Raw genomic sequence first — 17,758 nt, forward strand, 5'->3', positions numbered from 1 at the left:
AACTATGGAATTGTATTAATATCTTTGCCCCAGTCTTTCTTAAAAAGAAAATACTGATATTCCTGTTGAAAAGGTACCAAGTAGTCAGGTGTGATATATTCGTCTACCAAATTATCCTTGCCAAATGTTATCAACATCAAAGGAACGGTTATAACAACCTTTGTATTAGGAAGTTCATATTGCAAAAGATGTCCGGCAGTAATCTTATTAAGAGGCCCTCCAATCGGCGAGCCAATTATTGAGCCTCGCTTATATACCTTAAACAACGCCGCAAAATATGCAGCAGCTGAAAAGGTACCCCCATCTACCAGCAGGTAGGTATCTCCGGAAAAAAAGTATGGATTGGGCTTCCTTTTATATATCACTATTCTATTTGCTTGACTCTGATTTTCGCTAAACCCGTCGTACAAACGATATAGCCGCTTTCGAAGTTCACTTTTTGATCCAATAAAATTATTGTCAATAGTTTTTAAGTACTTGAATGGTATATTTTTCATGGGTGGCATCTTTTCATAAAGCACTTCATTAAAGACGGTATCCCTTAAGTAAGAGAATAATAAACCCGGTATCTCCATTTTACCACCAGGATTACCCCGAATATCCAAAATCAAAGTTTTTGCAGACTTTAGTCGAATATCCATAAACACCTTATTAAATAAACTCAGAAATTGCAGATAGGCGAGGGAGCTATCATTGCCCTCTGACAATCCAAAAGAATTCAGTTTCAGATAATATGTCTTTGAGTTGTTATCAAATTGCGTTTGTATGTTTACTTGATTTTGAGCGTTATTGCGATTTAACGGGAAGATCGCACCACTATTCATTTTCAATGCTTCTGTTAAAGTTATTGCCTTACAAGTTTCGTTGTTTCTTTTTGTATTTTTTATATCATCTTTATAACTAATATCAAATTTGTCTGCAGCACCATAAGCGAGAAAAAATAAAAAAGAGAAGGATGTGTTCAACATGTATTTGCCAAAGCTACCTTGCTCATTACCTTTTGTTAGTTTACCTACGATTTCAGCTATTGGAAGACCATTGATACTTTCAATAATACTACCGTAAGGGACGGGACCATTTTCAATATTTACTAAAAGAGCGCTATCAATACTGTATAAAGGAAGGGGAAAGAAAGCTGCTGATGTTGGAAGGGCTTTCTCCCCCAAAATAATATTGGCGTGATCATCATAAAAGGTATTAATATTTTGAGATTTAAAGTATTTTATCATCTCAACACTACTTGCACTATCAGCAGGAAACATTCTTAGCGCCTGAGAGAGTTTTCCCTCTATACTATCTTTTTGCTCCTTCGTTAAGATAGGATTTGTCTCAATTATAATGTCCTTCAATATTTTCAAATCCTCGATGATTTGTTGCTTTGCGTATTTGGGCTGAGCATTCGTGATAGGGATAAATGAATGCAAGATTACTACAAAAAAAATACTACGCATTTTATAATTTTTGAGATGAACGTACACCAGAAATACAATTTTTAGTTATCCTTATCACCCCAGCGATCTATAACAATATTTGCAGCCAGCTGGATAAAATGCAGGCTTCTGTTGCCAGATCGAGATAACTCCCGTTGCCATAAGTACCCTGTTGCTATTCCAATATTCCCATTAAACTGGTACCCGATTCCTGAATACACGCGGTTTCTTTTAAATGCATTTTCTTTGGGACCCAAAAACAGTTCATCAAAAGTATTTACAAAAAATGTTTTTGCTATTACCCTTTTCCTGTTGATAGGTATTGTCGCGCTTAAACGATACCGGTATCGCTGATCATTTGATCTTTGTTCTGTTTTCAGTTGATGAAAGAACCGCTGCTCCGCTCTTAACCTATGGTCAAAATCAATTCTTGAAATAGCATGACTAAACGTGTATTGCAGCCAAAGCCTTAATTCTTCCTGGGAGAGGCTTTTTTGTCCATAGGTAGCATAGCGTCCAACCCCAATCAGCGCCTGGTTATAGGCATTGAAATTATAGCCCGTTCCTCCTTTCACTTCATAATAGTCTATGGTTTTGAATTGCTCAATGGATCGTGCCTGCAGCTCCATCCACGCGATCCATTTCGGGGCATAATTGTAGGTCACGGACGTAGCCATAAATCCCGAAAGATGCTCAGGGTTTGTTTCGCTTTGCGCCAGACATAAATTTGCTAACGCCGATGAAAATGCCTGAAATAAAAATCTTCGGATCATGCAGTGTAAGTAATTTAAAAAGCATTTATTTATTATATATTTTATTTTGAATTTCAACAAGTTGATTTTTAAATGCTTTGGCCCAACCTAAATCAATTTGAAAGTCGCATTGCTGAAGGGTTATTTCAGGGATCACCCTGATATACTGTATCTATTCTATTAATGACTTTATGTTCATTTGTGATCCGTATTACAGTCTCACCATTTCAAACCGTTTTGCAGCTTTTACGTTCAACTGAACTCGCTTGTATATTGAGATCTGTCACTGATCATTTTTATAAGCAAGCAGCCGTAGCGCATTGAAGACAACAACTAGTGTAGAACCTTCATGCGCGATAACAGCTGGTCCGATAGTAGCGATACCCAAAATTGTAAGGGGAATCAACATGGCCACAACTCCCAGACTTATCCAAAGATTTTGTTTGATAATCCCCTTAGCCTTACGACTCAAACCAATTGCAAATGGGAGTAGGTTTAATTTATCTCCCATAAGAGCAATATCTGCTGTTTCCAGCGCAACATCTGAACCAGCGGCCCCCATTGCAATCCCAACGGTACTATTTGCCATAGCCGGAGCGTCATTTACGCCATCGCCTATCATTGCCAGCTTATTTTCTTCTCGGCGGATTTTTTTTATTACCTCAACCTTTTGTTCTGGAAGAAGTCCGCCTAGTACGTCGGTGATACCAATCTGGCTAGCTACAGCTTCGGCGACTTTCTGATTATCTCCAGTGAGCATTACCATTCTATGAATACCTACTTGCCTCAGTGCAACAAGCGTCTTTCTTGCTTCTCCACGAGGTGTATCCATGACAGCTATCATACCGATATAATCTTTTTCTTTTCTAACTATCATCGTGGTATTCCCATTTTCCTCCAATTGATGAACAGTTTTAAGAAAGTCTTTCGACGGCTTTACGTCATCAAGTGTTTCAAAGAGAGTAAGGTTTCCGATATAGATGGTAGCACCTTCTAAAATAGCCTTAATTCCTTTACCCATTATTGCTTCTACATCCGAAGCTTTAGGTAGCCGGACATTATTGTGACGTGCCTTTCCGTCTCTTGCAATAGCCTTAGCCAGAGGATGGTCACTTAAGCTTTCGACAGCAACAACGATTTTTAGTAACTCCTCTACACTAATACCGTTTTGGGGGACAACCTGAGTTAGCTTTGGCTTGCCTTCAGTCAAGGTACCCGTTTTGTCAAACGCTAACGCAGTCAAAGAACCTAAATCCTCCAACGGACGCCCGCCCTTTATTAACACGCCGGCGCGTGCAGCACGTGCTACACCGCTTAATACGGCGCTTGGAGTAGAGATTGCTAATGCACAGGGGCTTGCTGCCACTAAGACAGCCATTGCGCGGTAAAAACTTTCATTAAAAGTTTCATTCCGAACGAGAAAGGCGAAACAAAGCAAAGCAACAAGAATAAGCACAGAGGGAACAAAGTATTTTTCAAATTTATCGGTAAACTGTTGGGTGGGTGATTTTTGCGTCTGAGCCTCGTTTACCATTTTAATTACCCGGGAAATTGTGGAATCACTTGCCTGTTTCATAACCTTTATTTCAAGAGACCCAGTTCCATTAATCGAGCCAGAGAAAACCCGATGCTCGGTATCTAACTTATTAGAATCTGAAATATTCTGATCAGAATTATCAATGGCAGACTTATCAACAGGGATGCTTTCTCCCGTAATAGGTGCCTGGTTAACACTGCTGTTTCCTGCCAAAACTATTCCATCTGCCGCAATTTTCGTATGTGGCCGCACCATGATTATATCATCCACTTTTAATTGCTCTATAGGTACTTCCCTAACGTTTTCGCCAACCTTGAGCAAGGCAGTTTTTGGAGCGAGATCGGTTAATGCCGCAATTGATTTACGAGCCTTTTCCATCGCAAAGTGTTCTAAGGCATGCCCCAGGCTAAACAAAAACAATAACAAAGCTCCCTCCGCCCATTGACCTAAGACACCTGCTCCAACAGCAGCAACGAGCATCAAAAAATCTATTTCAAATTCCCCCTTGGAAATCGCCTCACAAGCCTCTTTTGTGACATAAAAGCCGCCAAAAAAGTAAGCTGCAAAATAAAATCCCCTTGGAATCCATTCAGATAGGCCTGTAATAAATGATAGCCCGAAACCTATACCGAGTAGGGCTCCACATATAATACTAAAAACCAGTTCTGAATTTTTTCCAAAAATACCCTTGTGGTCATGCGTATGGTCATGATCGTGGTTATAGTCATGCCCATGACTATCTTTGCCTGTACCATCTTCCTTATGTGTATGCTCCATATTTTCACCTTCATGCTTTCCAAAATGATCGTGTTGATTTTTTACATCCAGGATTTTAAGGCCAAAACCATTTATAACTTTGAAAACCTCCTTTTCATTTGTTTGGTTTTTGTCGAACTCCAGGCTTATGACCCCGGTTCTGGAAACAGATACTTCTGTAAGCCCCTTTATCCTTTTTAAGCCGTTTTCTATGACTCTTGCATGACGGGGATGCCGTACATTTTCAAGTTGGACTAAAAGGTGCCCATACTTTTTTGTGAAATCTGCCCCCGCATCCGCAGCTAGCTTTTGGACACGGCTTAGGGAAATAATTGCAGGGTTGTAATGAAAGCAAAATCGTGATTTTTCCTGACCTCCCTTTGTCTTTAAATGCACTTTTTCAATTCCTTGTCTTCCTTCTAACAAATCAATCATTCGCTTAACACAGCAGTCTCCTTCATCCGGAATATCCGGCAGAAGTCTATCCAAATCTATTTCTGTTTTTTTCATTTATATTTAATTAAGGGGCCGATTTTATTGCAAAATTGCACTTCCCATTAATCCTCATTATAGCGGATATGCTAATTCACTTTCATCTTTCCATTCTTAAACCGTTCACTTGCTGTTTGATAATTTGAAATAGTCTCTAAAATCATCTGCTTGTTTTGATCTTTAACATCATTTAAAGACCTGTCTTTTTCAGAAACATTAAATTGCCTTATTCTCTTGCGGTCATCTAGCTGTGTAAATAGGTTCCCTTTCAGCATTCCCAATGTTCTGTAATTGCCAATGAATGCCCGATCCTCACCGTTTGGTATTTGGTTGATATCCAATCCATAGAGTTCTGTATTGTAACTCCAATTCAGATATCCAAATAATGTCGGCATCAGGTCAATCTGCGAGGTTAATCTATTGATGATTTTGGCTTGATCGGAAAGATTATAGATAATTGCAGGAATATGATGCTTTGCAACATCTATTTCCCATTTACCGGTACTACTTGCGCAATGATCCGCTACAATAAGAAATACTGTATTATTAAACCAAGATTTCTTTTTTACAGCATCAATGAATTTTCCCAGTGCGTAATCTGTGTATTTGACAGCGGCATCGCGATTACCCTGGGACAGGTCAATCTTTCCTTTAGGAAAAGTATATGGCTTATGGTTGGAAGTAGTCATTATAAATTGAAAAATGGCGTATTTTTCGCAGAACTTTTGTCTACATATTTAATCGCCTGTTTATATAAGTCTTCGTCACAAACACCCCAGGCGTTTTCAAAACTCACTTCACTGTCAGGTATATTATACCGCTTTACCGCAATCTGATCTGACAAAGGATTTCCTCTATTCCTATCTATAATATCAAATCCCTGACCTCCGAAGAAATCGTTCATATTATCGAAATAACCATCGCCGCCGTATATAAAATACGGGTGCTAATATTATTACTCTGTTTTGCATTTGACGAACCATCTGCCGAATAGGAGCAGTCAAACAACTTCTATTTACAAGTGAGTTTCTTGAACAGCGTATCCTTCAGTTTCTATCTGGAAAGTAGTATGGCTGATCTTAAAATCTGTTGTCACCTTTTCAATTAATACTTTTAGCAGAGCATTGTAATCTTCACAGTAACCAACAAGAACGTGAGCGCTCATAGCATTCACTCCAGATGTAAGCGCCCAAACATGTATATCATGTACTCCTTTTACCCCAGATACTTGTTCCATCGATTTGCGTAAGTCAGCGATATTTACATCCTTTGGTGTTCCTTCCAATAATACATTTATTGCCTCCATCAACAATCTCCATGTTCGCGGAAAAATCAATAAACCAATAGCTGCAGAAATGAGAGGGTCTGCATAATACCAACCAGTAGTAAGCATTATTATGCCGGCAATCATCACACCAATTGAGGTAAGCATATCTGAAAGAACTTCAAAGTAAGCACCTTTCATATTCAGACTCTTACCCGTGCTTTTTTTAAGAATCATCATTCCAACGATATTTACAATTAGCCCGATACCAGCAACGATCAACATTGACTTACTTTGAATCTCTGGCGGGTTTTTAAATCTTTGCCATGCTTCGTATAGTACATAAATGGAAATGCAAAGTAACACTACCGCATTGATCATCGCGGCCAGAATTTCTGAACGATAATAACCAAATGTTTTCTGGTCATTGGCTCTCCTTTCGCCAATTTTAATGGCAATAAATGCTAAGAGTAGCCCAACAACATCGGTGAGCATGTGAGCTGCATCAGCAAGCAATGCCAGGCTTTTAGTGACAATACCACCTATTACTTCCGCGATCAGGTAGGTTCCGCTCAAAGAAACCACAACAAGAAGCGCCTTTTTGTGTTTACTTCCGGCCGAAACTGCTTGCTTATTTGTATCACTCATAATTTTTTAGTATTAATTACATTTCGAAATATGAATCGCTTTCTGTCTTTGCTGGAATATTCTCATCTTGGGTCATTTGCCTGATGTTGATTTCAATTGTTTCTGCCAAAGAAGTCACGGGCAGATCAACTGGCGTATTTTCAAACGGATCCTGCATGAGGATAGCTGTTTTTTCAATCGCAATGAATAATACTGGAATTAGAATTGTTATTACCATCTCTACACCAAGTTGTGATTCTTCCAATCCGAAAGGAAGAATAGCAGCAAATACATAAATTAAAGTATGTACGAGAATACTGTAGGATCTTGGAAACACGGTATTTTTTATCCGTTCACTTTTATCCATGCTGTCACAAAGTCTTGCCAAAGTTTCATTTAATTGTACCTGCTGTATATCAGATATCACCCCATTTCCGGCAAGCTGCTTTATTTCAGTCGAGTGGGCTTCCAACAGTGCGTTGGGAATATTGACTGAACTAATACGATAGATTTTAAGATAGGCCAAAACTCTGGGAGAAAAACCGCGTAGACGCAAGGCCTCGCCCAACGCATAAGCCCAAATAATCTGCCGGTCTGCAAAATCCTTAATAGTATCCCTGTCCCGGTTAGGTATACACTGAATCAACTGCCGGATGAAAGTGCGAGAGTCGTTGACAATTGCACCCCAAACGGCCCGTGCTTCCCACCATCTTTCATAAGATTGTGCTGTCCGGAACGTAAGTATTATCACAACAGCCGTTCCCACAAGAGTAGGGACACTTAACGGGATCATGGTTTTCTGAAATACCGGTAGGCAATCCAGCAGTCCTATGATTAATGCAAATGCCGAAACGAGGACGATTTGTCCCTTAATTTTGTTGATAAAATACCCAATCGATATTTTTCGATTCAATAGCATAAGTTATTCATGTATAGCGCTCATAATAATCATTATTGCTTATGTGAAATTTACTTATCATAAACTCTGAATTCAGATTGTCGCCCCCTTTAGTATTATGTCATATAAAAAATGAGTGGAGTATGGGCATCACATACTCTAGCTTTTTAACCAATTGAACGCACTAACATTATCCCCCAAAGAAAAAAATCTAACTCCTGTTGTCTGAGTTACAAATGTCGATATCATATTCTGCCACTTCTCATCAACAGCCATCGCAATCTTTACAAACTTCTCATTGTACTCAAACTCAGATCTTAGGCTATTGATGAACCGCTTTAATTCATCCTCCGTAAAACTTTCTATTTCGATATACCACTTTATTTGTTTAAATGCGTTATGACGATTTACGATAATAGGAAGCAACGCCCGGTAATCTGTTTTAGCGAAATGTTCAACAACCTTTATCGCGATTATGTTTCCCTGCGATTGACCAAGAATCTTTAACATCTCTTATTGATTAACTAAGTATGTACAGCTATGGCTGAACATACTTAGATGAAAAAATATTACCCTTTAAATATCTATTCTTCCTCTTCGCTATTCTTCATTTTGGACAATAGATCATAGGCCCCCTTCAAAACAACTTTTCCTGTAACGTCCAAGCCTTCCTGGGTCCTGATTTCAATGAAACCGGCATCAGAGATACCCACTTCCACGGGAACCATCTGGAATCGATGTACCTGCTCTTGGTTAGGGCTTTTTTTGTTTACTGTATCTGACCTCTCTGGTGTGTTTCCTGAACTATCAGCATTGATAAAAATATATTGCTTGCCCTCAAAATCAACAACAGCCTCTTCTGGCAGTGATAACACTTCCGTACTACCTGTTTCAATAAACGCTTTTACATAAGTGCCAGGAATAAAGTGACCACTTGTGCCATCTGCTATCGTATGAACGGTAATTGTCTTATCTGGATTAATCTCCTTGCCAACCAGTTGTACCTTTGCTGTTCGATCAGTTGTGTCGTTTGTTAAAGTAAAATGTACCTTCTGGCCTGGCTTTATCTTGCTTGCGTCTTTTTCAAAAACATTAAGCTCCACATGCAGGTTAGAAGCGTTTACAATCTCAAACATTACATCATTCGGGTTAACAAACTTGCCAGAATTCACATTTACCTTTGTTACGTAACCAGTAATTGGCGAATATATTTCAATCCTGCTTCGAATAGTTGCTGCGGATAGTTTCTCGGTGTTTATATTGATAAGCTGGAGCTTTTCTTTAAGTGCGCTCACCTGTACTAATCGACTTTGATAGTTCGTCTTTGCCTGTTGCAATATTTTCGCCGAATTTACATTCTGTTCTGCCAATGCCTGCTGACGTTTAAATTCTGAATCGGCCAACTCCAATTGATTCTTGCTCTCCAGGTAATCCTGCTGCATTTGAACATATTCCTGATTTTCCAAAACCGCGATGACTTGTCCTTTTCTCACCTGACTTCCCTGGAGCAGCGGTGTAGACTTAACAATTCCTCCCATTTGAGTCGTTATACTAACAAGATTCTGAGGTGGAACATCTATATATCCATTTACCTTCAGAATTCCGCTCAATGGTCTTTTCTGAGGAGATCCTAAAATAATCCCTGCTGTCTGATACTGTCCCTGGTTGAGCTCTACGATACTTTCATCGTGCGTTTCTGTCTTTTTTTGATCGCTTGCGTTTTCTGAAGATTTTTTATTTCCGCATGAGCTAATCCACAAGGCAGTAAAAACTATACAAGTCAACCACCATTTTAGTTTGATATTTCTTTTCATTCTGAAATAATTAATATTATTGACCAATTAGATATTGTAATTTGAATATGGACTGATTATACTGATTTACAGTGCCAAGATAGTTGAAGCGGATATCCGTGTAAGTGCGCAACGCTTGCAGAAATTCTACATAGGCAATTTCTCCATTTTGAAAGGCAATTTGTGCTTGTTTCAAAATAAGATCGACATTAGGAAGAGCGCTCTTTTCGTAATACTCGAGACTTCGGTTGTCTCTGATCATATCCTGATACGCCTGACTAAACTGCTTAGACAAATTGGTTTCATAGAGATTGTATTCCGATTCTGCAACCATTCGTTCTATCTTCGCAGCTTTTATACGCGATCCGTATGGTTTAAAAAATAACGGTATCGAAATGCCGGCCTGTAATCCCTGAAATCGTTTACTTCCTCCAAAGTATTGATTTTGTCCACCTACGGTGTAATTCCCTTTAATGGACTGATTAAAATAACCAACATTGAAATCTGGCCCAGCCTTTGCGCGTTCAACTCCAATGGCTTTGTCCGCAATTTCAATTTGCTGCTTTTGATAAGCCAGAATAGGATTAGATGCCACGGTCTTGTCAAACTTTTCTAAATCAAAAAACAACTTTCTGAATTCAGTCGTAGATATTTTAGCGCTGTCTTTATTGTTTAACAAACGCTGCAGCTCAGCAGTAAAAATTGCTATTTCCGCCTCATTCTTTGCCATCTGATTGAGAATTTCATTATACTGCGTTTTAGCGGTTGTTTCTTCCAAAAGATTTGTTTCACCAGACTGATACCTCAATGAAGCAGCCTTCTGAAAGTTGCGATAGATTGTATCTTGATTTTGATACAATTCTCTCAACCCAAGCAAGTAGGCTAACTGTGTGTAAGTGTTTCTTACCTGATACACTAGCTCATTTCTGGTTACTTCCAGGTTAACCTTTGCTCCTTCGATTTTTGCCTGACTAAGCCTCTTCTGACTGCTGAACAGTCCAGGATAGGGTATACTCTGCTGCACATTTATGTTGTTATCATTTATAAAACCCGTATTGAACTGACCATATTGAAATCCAAAATTAGTTTTACCGAGATCTGTCGAAGTTCCTTTCAGGGCTTGCTGTTGCTGAATGAGCAATTGAGAAGATTTGACAGCTTGGTTATTTTGGAGTGCGATTGAAATCGCATCTTGCATTGTTAGCGGCTTACCTGTGACTTCTTGTGCCTTAACTGTAGGAGAAATTAAGAGCAAGCCCAAAATAATTGCTGTGGCAACTGGCCCTGTTTTCTTGATCTTGCCTTTAAAGGTCTCAAAATACGTATACAAAACAGGCAATACAATAAGTGTAAGTATAGTTGATGTAACTAACCCGCCTATCACCACAGTGGCCAGTGGCTTTTGAACTTCCGCCCCAGCTGCAGTAGAAATAGCCATCGGGAAAAAACCGAGTGACGCAACAGCAGCGGTCATCAATACGGGTCTTAACCGGATCGCCGTGCCTTTAAGGACTATATCCTTTAATTCATACATATTTTCCTTTTTAAGTCGGTTAAATTCAGTAATCAGTACGATTCCATTTAACACAGCTACCCCAAAAAGGGCGATAAATCCAACTCCAGCAGAAATACTAAAAGGCATACCACGAATTAACAAAGCAAATACACCTCCAATAGCCGCCATGGGAATCGCACTAAAGATTAAAAGCGACTGTTTTACAGATCCAAAAGAAAAATACAAGAGCAAAAGGATAAGTAATAAAGCCACCGGGACTGCAATAGAAAGCCTTTGCTTGGCCTCCTGCAGATTTTCAAATTGACCTCCATAGGTGATATAATATCCCGCGGGAAGCTTTATGCTTTTATTTATCTTTTGAGTAATCTCTTCCACAACACTTGCTATGTCGCGTCCCCGAACATTAAGGCCGACAATGATTCTTCTTTTTGTATCCTCCCGTTGGATCTGATTAGGACCCACCTGAAATTGAACAGAGGCCAACTGATCTAACGGAACCTGGTCCCCGTTGGGAGAAGTGATGTATATATTCTTTACATCCTTGATATCTTGGCGATTTTCTTTAGATAACCGGACAACCAAATCGTACCGGCGTTCACCTTCATAAACTAATCCAGCGCTTTGTCCGGCAAACGCGGCACTAACTGCCTGGTTTACCGTTTCTATACTCAAGCCGTAACGCGCTATCGCATCCCTATCTATTTTAACCACGATCTGCGGCAGACCAGTGGCTTGTTCCAGATAAAGGTCTTTTGCCCCATTAACAGTACTAACTATTTTACCTATTTTTTGCGAAATATCAGTGAGTACCTGTAAATCGTCACCAAATATCTTTATACCAATATCCTGACGAACACCAGAAATGAGTTCATTCGAGCGAAGCTGGATAGGTTGGGAAACCCCAAAGGTTACACCGGGTATATTTTCCAACGCTTTTGTCATTTTCTCTGCCAGTTCCTCTCTATTTTTCGCACTTACCCACTCCTTCTTATCCTTGAGAATAACTGTAAGATCGGTTGCTTCCATTGGCATCGGGTCCGTTGGTATCTCAGCTGCACCGACTTTTCCAACAACCTCTGTGATTTCAGGAAACTTATCCACCAGAATCTTGGACGCCTGGTTGACCTTGTCAATGGACTGAGAAAGCGAACTACCTGTCAGAAGTCGTGTCTCTATGGCAAAATCTCCTTCTTCAAGAGTTGGAATAAATTCTCCTCCCATCCTCATAAATACGAAAACACTTATCACTAATAGCGCTACCGCGGAAATTACCACCAATAAACGCTTGCGTAATGCAGCATGGATCATTGGTGAATAAACACGCTGGAAAAAATCCATCATGCGATCCGAAAAGTTCTTTTTGTGAGATACTTTCTTACTTAATAGTAACGAAGACACCATAGGAACATACGTCAACGAAAGAATAAAAGCTCCTAAAATCGCGAATGATACTGTCTGGGCCATCGGACGGAACATTTTTCCCTCGATTCCTACCAATGCGAGAATGGGCAGATATACGATCAAAATGATAATTTGTCCGAAAGCTGCTGCACTCATCATTCGCACAGCCGACTTTTCCACCTTCTCATCCATTTCCTTTTGGGAGTATACTTTTATGATTCCTCGTGCAGCTAGCGTATGCATGGTCGCTTCCACAATAATTACGGCGCCATCTACAATTAGGCCAAAATCTATCGCCCCAAGGCTCATTAGATTTCCTGAAACCCCAAAGACTTGCATCAAAGCAATGGCGAACAGCATTGACAAAGGAATCACAGACGCAACCACCAAACCCGCTCTCAAATTGCCAAGAAAAAGAACCAGAACAAATATCACTATTAGCGCCCCTTCAATTAGATTCTTGGCTACCGTCCCAATGGCCCGGTCAACCAGCGCGCTTCTGTCTAAGTATGATTCAACTATAACCCCCTCGGGTAAGGTCTTGTTAATGCGATCAATTTTTTCTTGAACTAGTTTTACTACCTGGTTCGCATTTGCGCCCTTCAGCATCATAACTATTCCTCCTACTGCTTCTCCCTGGCCTTCCTTAGTAGCCCTTGTTAAAGCCCCATAACGAATGGCCGCTCCAATCTGTACAGTGGCGATATCTCGGATCAATACCGGAATGCCATTTGCTGTGTTCTTCACAACAATCCGATCAATATCCTTTAAATTTTCAACAAGCCCTTCACTTCGGATAAAATAAGCGTTCGGCTTCTTATCAATATATGCACCTCCAGTATTCTGGTTATTTTTCTCCAACGCAGCAAAAACATCACTGATACTTAGATTAAAACTTCTAAGTTTATCCGGATCCAACGCTATTTCGTATTGCTTTAGTAAGCCGCCGAAGCTGTTTACTTCAGCGATACCGGGAGTTCCTAATAGTTGTCTTCGGACAATCCAGTCCTGAATGCTCCGTAATTCTCTTGCATTGTATTTTTCTTCAAAGCCCTTTTTTGCATGAACAACATATTGATAAATTTCTCCCAGTCCAGTAGAGATCGGAGCAATTTCCGGATTACCCAAGCCTGGAGGTATATTGTTTTTGGCTTCAGCGAGTTTCTCATTAACCTGTTGGCGAGCCCAATAAATATCAACGTCATCATGAAAAACAATGGTAACAACAGACAGACCGAAACGCGATATGGACCGCACTTGTTCGATCTCCGGAATTGTCGCCATTGTTTGCTCCACCGGAAAAGAAATGAGTCGCTCGACTTCTTGGGTTGCAAGTGCAGGACTCAATGTAATTACTTGAACCTGATTATTGGTTATATCTGGTACAGCATCGATCGGAAGTTTTTTTAGGGAATATATTCCCCAGGCAATCAGGCCGAGCGTAAACAACCCAATGACCAATTTATTTCTAATCGAAAACTCAATGATTTTTTTTAACATACTTTATTTAAGTTGTTTAATATGAGATATATAATGGATGATTCTTTCGATGGTAGCCAGTATTAGAATAGCACAACCAACGACTATAAAAAAGTATTTTATAATTCGTAACCAAAGCGGCGTTTTGACCTTTTTACGGGTCTTCTTTCTTTTGATATTGCCGCCATCGAATGATCTGGATTTTTTAGCCATATCATTTGATAGAAATTAAAATGAAGGGAAATTAAATGCCTAGATTAGGCACAGAAATACAACAAACGGCTTAAGCAACTAATTGAGGAGGGCGCCAAATAGGAAGGGAAATATCGATATAGTTCTCTCTATAATGATCAACATAAGTCGGTGAAAAAACCGAAATATTAAGTGCAATTTTTAAAGAAGGTTGGGGGATCACCTGCGCGGCACAGCAAGAACAGGTACAAAAAGGAGTGCAACGATCTGACTTATGATTCTCGCTGGCACTTTTCTTTACTGTCTCAAGCCTGATAGAACCGGCCCCCCGTACTGAAGATACTTTATCAGAGCAAGGCATAAACTGCATCGCCATCAAAACGATCATCAATATGTAGGAAAAAGTCCTCATTTTACACAAAAATAAAGAAACTTTGGTTTATCAAAACTTTTTTATGAGTATTTGCAATACCAGTGCATTTTTTATATCATTTCCAGAAGCTAATTAGCCGAAGTTTAAGTTTTTTTGTTTTTGCGATGGGCATCACTAGCCTGTTTAGGCCTTATCATAAAAATCCAGCAATCATATTTCGATATTAATAGACATGCAGTACAGGAGTTGCTATAAAAAGCGGGGTTTACGAAAGATCATTTTCAACTTCTCGATATCCAACAAGAAAGAGTTTTCCACGGTATTTGCTTCGCTTCAAACTGCAATTTCAAGCCTTGCTTTGCCAGTCCGTGTGTCAGTTCAAATCAGTAATGCCTGTTCCATCCAATCCTGTCAAGCAGTCTTTCAGAGGGAATTTGCACAGCGATTAAAGCTTTGGGAAGCTCTTTGATTGTCCACTAATCTGATTCCTGAAATTCGTGTGTTTTTGGATTGTCAGGAATGGTATAAGTCTTTTATATCTTCATCATAGTAGATTGCTATATCCGAAAACGCAATACCTTTTGAAAGGAAATCATCTTTAGGTCTAAGTTTATCCATTCGTATACCCACAAAGAAAGTATGTCTCGTAATATCCATCATTGGCAGCATTCCTTTGTTTACACGCATATCATAGGCTTTCTGGTCAACTATATTGTATTCCGGCCTTATTTCTGCCCGTTTTTGGCGTGTCTCAACTACACAGCCAATATAGCCGGTTGTACCATCTATGTTGTGCTATACTGACTTTCTGCGCCGGACAGCTTTCTATCATCAAGACCAATGATAAAGCCCATGCCATGGTTGGGGACCTCATCTGAACAATAAACAACGATGAGATTATTAATGTCTTTGCCAACAACATTATTCTTGTGGCTTGCTATGCCATCAAAAGACAATAGGATTTGGCATAATGAAATTAATAGCCAGAAATTTAATTTGTATTTTTACAAAACTTCTTTGATTTAGAAGTAATACAAGATATGTATATGTACAATTACAGATTGGCGGTCAATGTGCCAAACCCACCAGAGAAAGCGATGGAGTACAAAAAAATAAAACCTCACAAAGAATTAGAGCCCTTTATTCATTTTTATTGGGAACTAAAAGGAAACGAACTCGAAAGACAATGGGAACGGGTTTTCCCAGATGGTTGTACTGGTATAGTAATGAATTTAGGAAATACTTGTTTGACAGACAACGGTTCGGTTTCAATGGAGTTTGGGAAAACTTATGTAGTAGGCGCAATGACTTCATTCAAAGACAGCTTAATTGATAGCGATACATATTTATTAGGCGTGTGCCTAAAACCTGCGACTTTTGCTAATTTTTATACCTATGCCTCGCAAAATGAATTGGTTAACGATACTGTTGAGTTTGAAAAATCCAAAGCATTCAATAGTGATAAAATACTTGACAGCCCATTCAATTATCTTGACGATTTTTTTTACGGCAGAATAAAAAGCAGAAACAACCAATTGCAATTAGTGATCAATGATATACATTCAACAAACGGGCAAATCAGTATTCACGAACTATCAAAACGAAATTTCACGACTGTAAGACAACTAGAGAGAAATTTTAAAAAACTCATTGGAATATCCCCGAAAGAATATTCAAATATTATCCGTTTTCAATATGCTTTGAGCTTAATCAAAAATTCAGATAAAAATCGAAGTTTATTAGAGATTGCTTTTAAATGCGGCTATTATGACCATTCGCACCTTACCAATGCATTCAAACGCAACACAGGGCTTTCGCCATCGCAACTTTAATTTTGTCGCATTTTTCCAAAGTGCTGATTGTTTTCTGTAATTAATTTTGCAGAAACATTAAAAATTTAGGAAAATGCGAAAATTATCACTATTTATAGCAACAAGTTTAGACGGCTATATTGCAAAACCCAATGACGACCTTAGTTTTCTGAAATTAGTAGAAAAAGAGGGCGAAGATTACGGCTATAAAGAATTTATCGAAACCATTGACACCTTAATTATTGGGCGAAGAACCTACGATTATGTCGTTAAAGAAATTGGTGCTTCTCACTACGATAATGGAGAAAGAAATGTGTATGTTATCACAAGAACAGAAAGACCAAATATTGGCAAAACAACATTCTATACAGGAAACTTAACCGAGTTAGTGCAGCAACTGAAATCGGAAAACGGTAAAAATATTTATTGTGACGGTGGTGCAGAAGTGATAAATGATCTATTAAAACACGATTTAATAGATGAGTTTATAATTTCGGTTATACCTGTTTTACTAGGTAATGGAACAAGGCTTTTTAAAGATGGAAGACCAGAACAAATACTTGAATTTGTGAAGGCAAAGACGTTTGAAACAGGCTTAATTCAACTAAATTACAAACCGAAATAATAAACAACAACGAACCGCTAATACGAATTTGGTTTTGAAAACTCGGATTTGCATGTTGGAGCAACAAAAATCTCCGATAATTCGGGAGGTTCATGGCTTGTTCAGGATTTGAAGCATCTAGTCGACCTCAATATCCATTCTCGAAAAGACCAACCATTTTTTACCCAAGTCTTTGAATGATGCCCCTAGGTGATAGAGTTTTGCATTGTTAATAATCAAAAAACGGTCGTGGGCATCGAAAAAAAACTCAATATCTACCGGAGGATATTGGCTATTGCAGCGTTGTAAGTCTAACCGTAGCTGATTGCTTACGCTTTTGGTAAAGATTGTAACTTTCACATTGTTTTTACATTTTACGCTTGCCCTTATTAGAGAATTGTATTTGAGTTAAGGGATCCTATAAGAGTAATTAAAATTAATCGAAATCGAATAGATTGCCAAGAAAGCCACCCTTTCTTTTCTTGCGATGCCAATCCCGTTTTTCATACTCTCTATTACTATGCTTTTCATCATTAAAAGAAGGACCCTCTGAATTCTCGTTGTATTGCAGCGATCGTTCTGTAATCTTATCCAGTTCCCCTTTATCAAGCCAAACTCCTCGGCATTTTGGACAATAGTCAATTTCTATTCCGGACCTGTCAGTCATCATTAATGTTTCACCACAATTTGGACATTTCATATTGAACCAATTTTAGTAATAAATTTACCGTTTATAGCCTGCAAAACACAAGAACATATTGGTTATATAACCAAACAATAGGTGCTTTTGTTTAATTTGCGGCCACCCAGGCTGTTTTATCTATTTAAAAGCG

Annotated in this window: 14 protein-coding genes; 2 read left to right on the forward strand and 12 right to left on the reverse strand. The window is 39.0% G+C overall.

Translation table 11 applies throughout. The features are described 5' to 3' along the window. Positions 1-2: 2 nt before the first annotated feature. The 11 genes from K7B07_RS08390 to K7B07_RS27870 form a co-directional block, all read right to left on the reverse strand. Positions 3-1,451 carry a S41 family peptidase gene (locus tag K7B07_RS08390; RefSeq protein WP_223708887.1) on the reverse strand — a complete coding sequence of 483 codons (1,449 nt, stop codon included), beginning with the start codon at positions 1,449-1,451 and terminating at the stop codon, positions 3-5. Positions 1,452-1,492: 41 nt separating this feature from the next. After that, complete coding sequence (locus tag K7B07_RS08395) at positions 1,493-2,203, reverse strand: DUF2490 domain-containing protein (RefSeq protein ID WP_223708888.1); 711 nt, start codon at positions 2,201-2,203, stop codon at positions 1,493-1,495. Positions 2,204-2,465: 262 nt separating this feature from the next. Continuing rightward, positions 2,466-4,985, reverse strand: a complete 2,520-nt coding sequence (locus K7B07_RS08400; protein WP_223708890.1) for a heavy metal translocating P-type ATPase — start codon at positions 4,983-4,985, stop codon at positions 2,466-2,468. A gap of 71 nt (positions 4,986-5,056) precedes the next feature. Then, positions 5,057-5,656 carry an LTA synthase family protein gene (locus K7B07_RS08405; RefSeq protein WP_223708891.1) on the reverse strand — a complete coding sequence of 200 codons (600 nt, stop codon included), beginning with the start codon at positions 5,654-5,656 and terminating at the stop codon, positions 5,057-5,059. Beyond that, entirely contained in the window at positions 5,656-5,871 is a 216-nt protein-coding gene (locus tag K7B07_RS08410; RefSeq protein ID WP_223708893.1) for a hypothetical protein, read from the reverse strand. The genes K7B07_RS08405 and K7B07_RS08410 overlap by 1 nt, the downstream gene beginning before the upstream one ends. Positions 5,872-5,982: 111 nt before the next feature. Further along, on the reverse strand, positions 5,983-6,879 hold the full coding sequence (locus K7B07_RS08415; RefSeq protein ID WP_223708895.1) for a cation diffusion facilitator family transporter: 897 nt from the start codon (positions 6,877-6,879) through the stop codon (positions 5,983-5,985). A gap of 16 nt (positions 6,880-6,895) precedes the next feature. Then, on the reverse strand, positions 6,896-7,771 hold the full coding sequence (locus K7B07_RS08420; RefSeq protein WP_223708896.1) for a bestrophin family protein: 876 nt from the start codon (positions 7,769-7,771) through the stop codon (positions 6,896-6,898). A gap of 144 nt (positions 7,772-7,915) precedes the next feature. Continuing rightward, entirely contained in the window at positions 7,916-8,266 is a 351-nt protein-coding gene (locus K7B07_RS08425; protein WP_223708897.1) for a SpoIIAA family protein, read from the reverse strand. A 74-nt stretch (positions 8,267-8,340) separates the two neighbouring features. Beyond that, positions 8,341-9,570: an efflux RND transporter periplasmic adaptor subunit gene (locus tag K7B07_RS08430; RefSeq protein WP_223708898.1), complete on the reverse strand. Its 1,230-nt coding sequence runs from the start codon at positions 9,568-9,570 to the stop codon at positions 8,341-8,343. 16 nt (positions 9,571-9,586) lie between these two features. Further along, positions 9,587-13,966, reverse strand: coding sequence for a CusA/CzcA family heavy metal efflux RND transporter (locus K7B07_RS08435; protein ID WP_223708899.1), 4,380 nt, complete (start codon positions 13,964-13,966; stop codon positions 9,587-9,589). A gap of 262 nt (positions 13,967-14,228) precedes the next feature. Beyond that, positions 14,229-14,549, reverse strand: a complete 321-nt coding sequence (locus tag K7B07_RS27870; RefSeq protein ID WP_420847741.1) for a DUF6660 family protein — start codon at positions 14,547-14,549, stop codon at positions 14,229-14,231. 1,007 nt (positions 14,550-15,556) lie between these two features. Between K7B07_RS27870 and K7B07_RS08440 the strand changes: the two genes are divergently transcribed. Together K7B07_RS08440 and K7B07_RS08445 are read left to right on the forward strand one after the other, a co-directional pair. Then, complete coding sequence (locus K7B07_RS08440; RefSeq protein WP_223708900.1) at positions 15,557-16,342, forward strand: helix-turn-helix transcriptional regulator; 786 nt, start codon at positions 15,557-15,559, stop codon at positions 16,340-16,342. 73 nt (positions 16,343-16,415) lie between these two features. Further along, positions 16,416-16,946 carry a dihydrofolate reductase family protein gene (locus K7B07_RS08445; protein ID WP_223708901.1) on the forward strand — a complete coding sequence of 177 codons (531 nt, stop codon included), beginning with the start codon at positions 16,416-16,418 and terminating at the stop codon, positions 16,944-16,946. Between the two features lie 415 nt (positions 16,947-17,361). Here the strand turns inward: K7B07_RS08445 and K7B07_RS08450 are convergent, their stop codons facing one another. Continuing rightward, positions 17,362-17,625 (reverse strand): TFIIB-type zinc ribbon-containing protein, encoded by a 264-nt coding sequence (locus tag K7B07_RS08450; RefSeq protein WP_223708902.1) that lies wholly within the window; start codon positions 17,623-17,625, stop codon positions 17,362-17,364. Between the last annotated feature and the right edge of the window lie 133 nt (positions 17,626-17,758).

Origin of the sequence: Niabella beijingensis (genome assembly GCF_020034665.1) — a bacterium.
In the GTDB taxonomy this organism is placed as follows: domain Bacteria; phylum Bacteroidota; class Bacteroidia; order Chitinophagales; family Chitinophagaceae; genus Niabella; species Niabella beijingensis.